Below are 4,466 nucleotides of genomic sequence, written 5' to 3'. Positions count from 1 at the left end.
CCTATCAGGGCCTTTTCCGAAATCCACTGGCCGACCCATATCTGATAGGCGTGGCACAGGGAGCTGCGCTTGGAGCGGTTATCGGCTTCATGCTTCCCCCAGCCTGGCACAATCTGGGATTCGGGATTATCCCGCTGCTCGCCTTCACCGGCGCACTGCTCAGCACCACGGTTGTCTATATGCTGGCCCGCGTCGGTAAAACGCTGCCGGTGACGACGCTTATTCTGGCCGGGGTAGCACTCGGGGCGTTGTTATCCTCAATCGTCTCTTACCTCATAATTTCCAGTGGCGAAAAGATACACGGCATCATGTTCTGGTTGATGGGCAGCTTCTCCTTGAGCCAGTGGTCAGAGGCAGTAATGATATTACCCTATGTACTGGTGGGCCTGGTTGTCCTCTTACTTTACGCTCGCTCGTTGAATTTGATGCAGCTTGATGAAGAGCAAGCCCGGCAGCTCGGCATCAACGTGGAAAGACTCAAACTTGCCCTCCTGGGGGCGGCCACGCTGATAACCGCGGCCGCGGTCTCTTTCGTCGGCGTTATTGGATTCGTCGGCATCATCATTCCACATGCGGTGCGCCTGATATGGGGCGCCGACCACCGCTTTTTATTGCCACTGTCAATACTTACCGGCGCCATTTTTCTCATTATTGCCGACATAATCGCGCGCACCGCACTGGCACAGACGGAAATACCGGTAGGTGTTATCACGGCGATATGTGGTGCTCCCTTCTTCCTCTATCTGTTAAGACGTCGAAAGCATGTGATTTTCTGAGGCGAATAAATATGATAACGATTGAAATGCGTGACGTCTCGCTTGGCTACGGCCGCAGGGTAGTCTTGCAGGACATCAGCCTGCGGGCAAGGCCGGGGGAGATGGTGGGGCTGATTGGCCCGAATGGTTGCGGGAAGTCCACCATTATCCGGGCGTTAAGCGGCATCATTTCCCCATTTACGGGGCGAATTCTCATCGATGCTCAGGATATAAATGAATTATCCAGACGGAAGCTGGCGCTCTTAATCGGGGTGGTACCCCAGCTGCCACTGTTGCCCAGTGCCTTCACCGCTTTTGAGATCGTGCTCATGGGACGCAATCCGCATCTTGGTTTCCTGCAGTACGAAGGGCCAAAGGAAATCGCTATTGCCTGGCAGGCCATGGAGAAGACTGGCACCCAGTCCCTTGCCGAGCGAAGAGTGAGCGAGCTTTCCGGCGGGGAAATACAGGGCTTGCTTATCGCCCGTGCTCTGGCCCAGGAGACGAAGGCGATTCTTCTGGATGAGCCTACCGCAAATCTGGACATCGGCCGTCAGATTGAAACACTCGACTTAATCAGAAATATGTGTTCGGAGAGCAACATCGCCGTGCTCGCGGCCCTTCACGACCTGAATCTGGCCGCGCAGTACTGTGACCGGCTGGTCCTGCTCAGTGAAGGGCGTGTCTATGCCGAGGGTACCCCCTGGGAGGTTATTACCTCCAGCAATATTACCAAGGTCTATGGTGCTGAGAGCTGCGTCTACTCTCATCCGGTGAATGGCCTGCCCTGCGTCCTGCTCCAAGCCGGTAACGGAAAACTGCCCGGCCCTGTTAATACGCATAAAAAGGACTTCAAACCAAGTTAAATGGAAATTCTGCTCATACTGTTTTTGGCGATATTAATTGATTTCGCATTCGGCGACCCGCCCAATGCCGTCCATCCGGTGGCGTGGATGGGCAAGGTGACTTCATACCTGAAAAAAGGAGTTAAAAGCCGGGCTCGTATCGTTCAATTTATATACGGTACTGGTATAGTCCTTTTCGTTATGGGGCTGTTTGCCGTTCCGGTTTACTTTGGCCTGCGGTATTTATATAGCTTTAATATTGTGGCCTACATAGTGGTTGGGGCGATAATCTTCAAATTAACCTTTTCGGTTAAGGGGCTGCGACGAGCTGCGCTTATGATTAATAAACATTTGGAACAGAATCGGCTGGACGAAGCACGATTTGAACTGAGGGCACTCGTCAGCCGTGATACCAAGAGATTAACTCGCCCCATGGTGATATCAGCGGCTGTGGAGTCGGTAGCAGAAAATATCAGCGATAGCTTTATTGCGCCCCTGTTTTACTTCCTCATTTTCGGGATTCCGGGGGCGATTGCCTATCGGGTGGTCAACACGCTGGATGCTATGATAGGCTATCACGGTGAATATGAGTATCTGGGAAAGTTCGCCGGCCGACTGGATGATGTGCTCAATTTCATCCCGGCCAGACTGACGGCGCTCTTGTTAGTTATGGCGGCTTTTATTGCCCGAATGGGTGGTCGGAGGTCCTGGCGGGTCGCGCTGAAAGAGCATACCAAAACGGAAAGCCCGAATGCCGGCTGGCCCATGGCGGCGATGGCAGGAGCTTTGAACGTGAGGCTGGAGAAAATCGGACATTACGAACTGGGAGAGCCGTTAACCGCTCTCAAACCGACGGCAATTGCTGATGCGCTGAAATTGATGTATATTACCGTAACGGCCTGGGCGCTAATCTGTGGTTCGGTGGGAGGTATTTATCTTGTCCTTGCGACCTAGAGATGAAGTAGAGAATATAATAAAGTGTCCCCACGGCGGGATGAATTACGCGGAACTGAAGGCTGCGGGCATTTCTCCAGAGGCCTTGCTCGACTTCAGCGTCTGCACCAATCCCTTCATGCCCCCAGAGGAAATAAAGGAAATGCATCTGGGTGACTTTGCCATTGATAGATACCCCGATTCTGAAGCCACCGAACTGAGGCAGAGGCTGGCCGAAAAATTGGGGATTTCACCGGATAATATCATAGCTGGCAGCGGCACCACAGAGCTAATACGCCTCATTGCTCTGGCCTACTTCAATAAGGGTGATGAAATTCTCCTACTTGAGCCCACTTACGGTGAATATGAGGTGACCAGTCAGCTTGCCGGGGCAATCGTAGTCAAGCACCGGTCGAGGGCTGAGGATAATTTTGCCCCCCGAATCGATGAAATTGTCAACCTTATTGACCAGCACCACCCCAAGGCGCTTTTCATCTGCAATCCGAACAATCCCACGGGAAGATACTTATTCCAGCCAGAAATCGAAAAGATTTTGACGGCAATCGGGGATGGGTTATTAGTTCTTGATGAGGCTTACCTGTCTTTCGTAGAGCGGCCCTGGTCTTCTATTGAGTTGATTTCCCGGGGCAATGTTATTTTACTGCGTTCTATGACCAAGGACTATGCCTTGACCGGCCTGCGCCTTGGTTATGCCATTGCCGGTAAAGAGATAATAAATACATTGCGACTGGTCTGTCCGCCCTGGAACGTAAATATTGTTGCGCAGCAGGTCGGATTTCGGATTTTGGAACACGAAGAGGCTCTGGATGAGAGCAAGCAGAAGATAAGAGAAGCCAGGCAATTTCTTCTTAAAGGTTTGTCTCAACTCGGCCTGCCACCGGTGCCATCGGACACTCATTATTTTCTGGTCGGGGCAGGCAACGCGAGGGTATTTCGTGGCCGATTGCTCAAACATGGTATTCAGGTGCGAGATTGTACGTCCTTTGGACTGCCGGAATTCGTGCGTATTTCCACCCGCACCCTGCCTGAGTGCCAGAAGTTGCTCACCGTCATCAAAGAGCTGAAGGATAAAGGCGAACTTATGACATCGGAATGATTGCTTTGAGGGGTAATATGTCTGAACTGATAACCAGTACCATTGAAAAAATAGGGCCACTTGATGAGATGGCGATGAAGGAAGCCCGGGCCAGACAAACCAGACTGACCAAACCGCCGGGAAGCCTGGGTCGTCTGGAGGAACTGTCGGTTCAACTGGCAGGTATTCAGAGTAAGTCACCCCCCCGGATTAAAGAGAAAGCGGTCATCGTTATGGCCGGCGACCACGGGGTGGTAACCGAGAAAGTCGGCAACTGGCCACAGGAGGTGACCGCTCAGATGGTGGCCAACTTCCTGCGCGGTGGGGCTGGAATCAATGTCATCGCCCGGCAGGTTGGAGCGAGGGTTATTGTCGTTGATATGGGAGTCGCCACCGACCTCGGTCAGGATGCCAATCTGATATCGCGAAAAGTTGGCTACGGCACACAAAATATGGCGGTCGGACCGGCTATGACTGCTGGACAGGCAGCACAGGCGGTGGAGGCCGGAATTGAACTGGTGAACAGTGAGGCCGATAAAGGGCTGGACATTGTGGGCACGGGCGATATGGGCATCGGTAACACCACGGCCAGCAGCGCTATCTGTGCCGTTATGACGGGAAAACCGGTGGCTGAGGTTACGGGGCAGGGCACCGGCCTGACGGACGCGCAGTTGCGACATAAAATAAGGGTAATCGAGCGGGCCCTCGCTATAAACCAACCTGAACCAGCGAAGCCGCTGGAGGTACTGGCGAAAGTAGGTGGTTTTGAAATCGGGGGATTGGTCGGGGTAATGCTGGGAGCAGCCGCGAGACGCATTCCAGTGGTTATTGACGGCT

Annotated in this window: 5 protein-coding genes; all 5 read left to right on the top strand. The window is 53.1% G+C overall.

The window, feature by feature from the left end:
* A partial coding sequence (locus KKD83_10275) for an iron chelate uptake ABC transporter family permease subunit (GenBank protein MBU2536529.1) occupies nt 1-776 on the top strand: 776 nt, incomplete at its 5' end.
* A gap of 11 nt (nt 777-787) precedes the next feature.
* Nucleotides 788-1,621: an ABC transporter ATP-binding protein gene (locus tag KKD83_10270; protein ID MBU2536528.1), complete on the top strand. Its 834-nt coding sequence runs from the start codon at nt 788-790 to the stop codon at nt 1,619-1,621.
* Complete coding sequence (locus KKD83_10265; protein MBU2536527.1) at nt 1,622-2,554, top strand: cobalamin biosynthesis protein; 933 nt, start codon at nt 1,622-1,624, stop codon at nt 2,552-2,554.
* Entirely contained in the window at nt 2,538-3,650 is a 1,113-nt protein-coding gene (locus KKD83_10260; GenBank protein MBU2536526.1) for a histidinol-phosphate aminotransferase family protein, read from the top strand. Before KKD83_10265 ends, KKD83_10260 begins: the two co-directional genes overlap by 17 nt.
* A gap of 17 nt (nt 3,651-3,667) precedes the next feature.
* Nucleotides 3,668-4,466, top strand: a 799-nt coding sequence (gene cobT / locus KKD83_10255) for a nicotinate-nucleotide--dimethylbenzimidazole phosphoribosyltransferase (protein ID MBU2536525.1), incomplete at its 3' end; no start/stop codon positions are given.

Source organism: Chloroflexota bacterium (assembly GCA_018829775.1).
Lineage (GTDB): Bacteria > Chloroflexota > Dehalococcoidia > Dehalococcoidales > RBG-16-60-22 > E44-bin89.
Note: the sequence above shows the minus strand (reverse complement) of the source record. Positions and strands in the feature narration are given on the sequence as shown.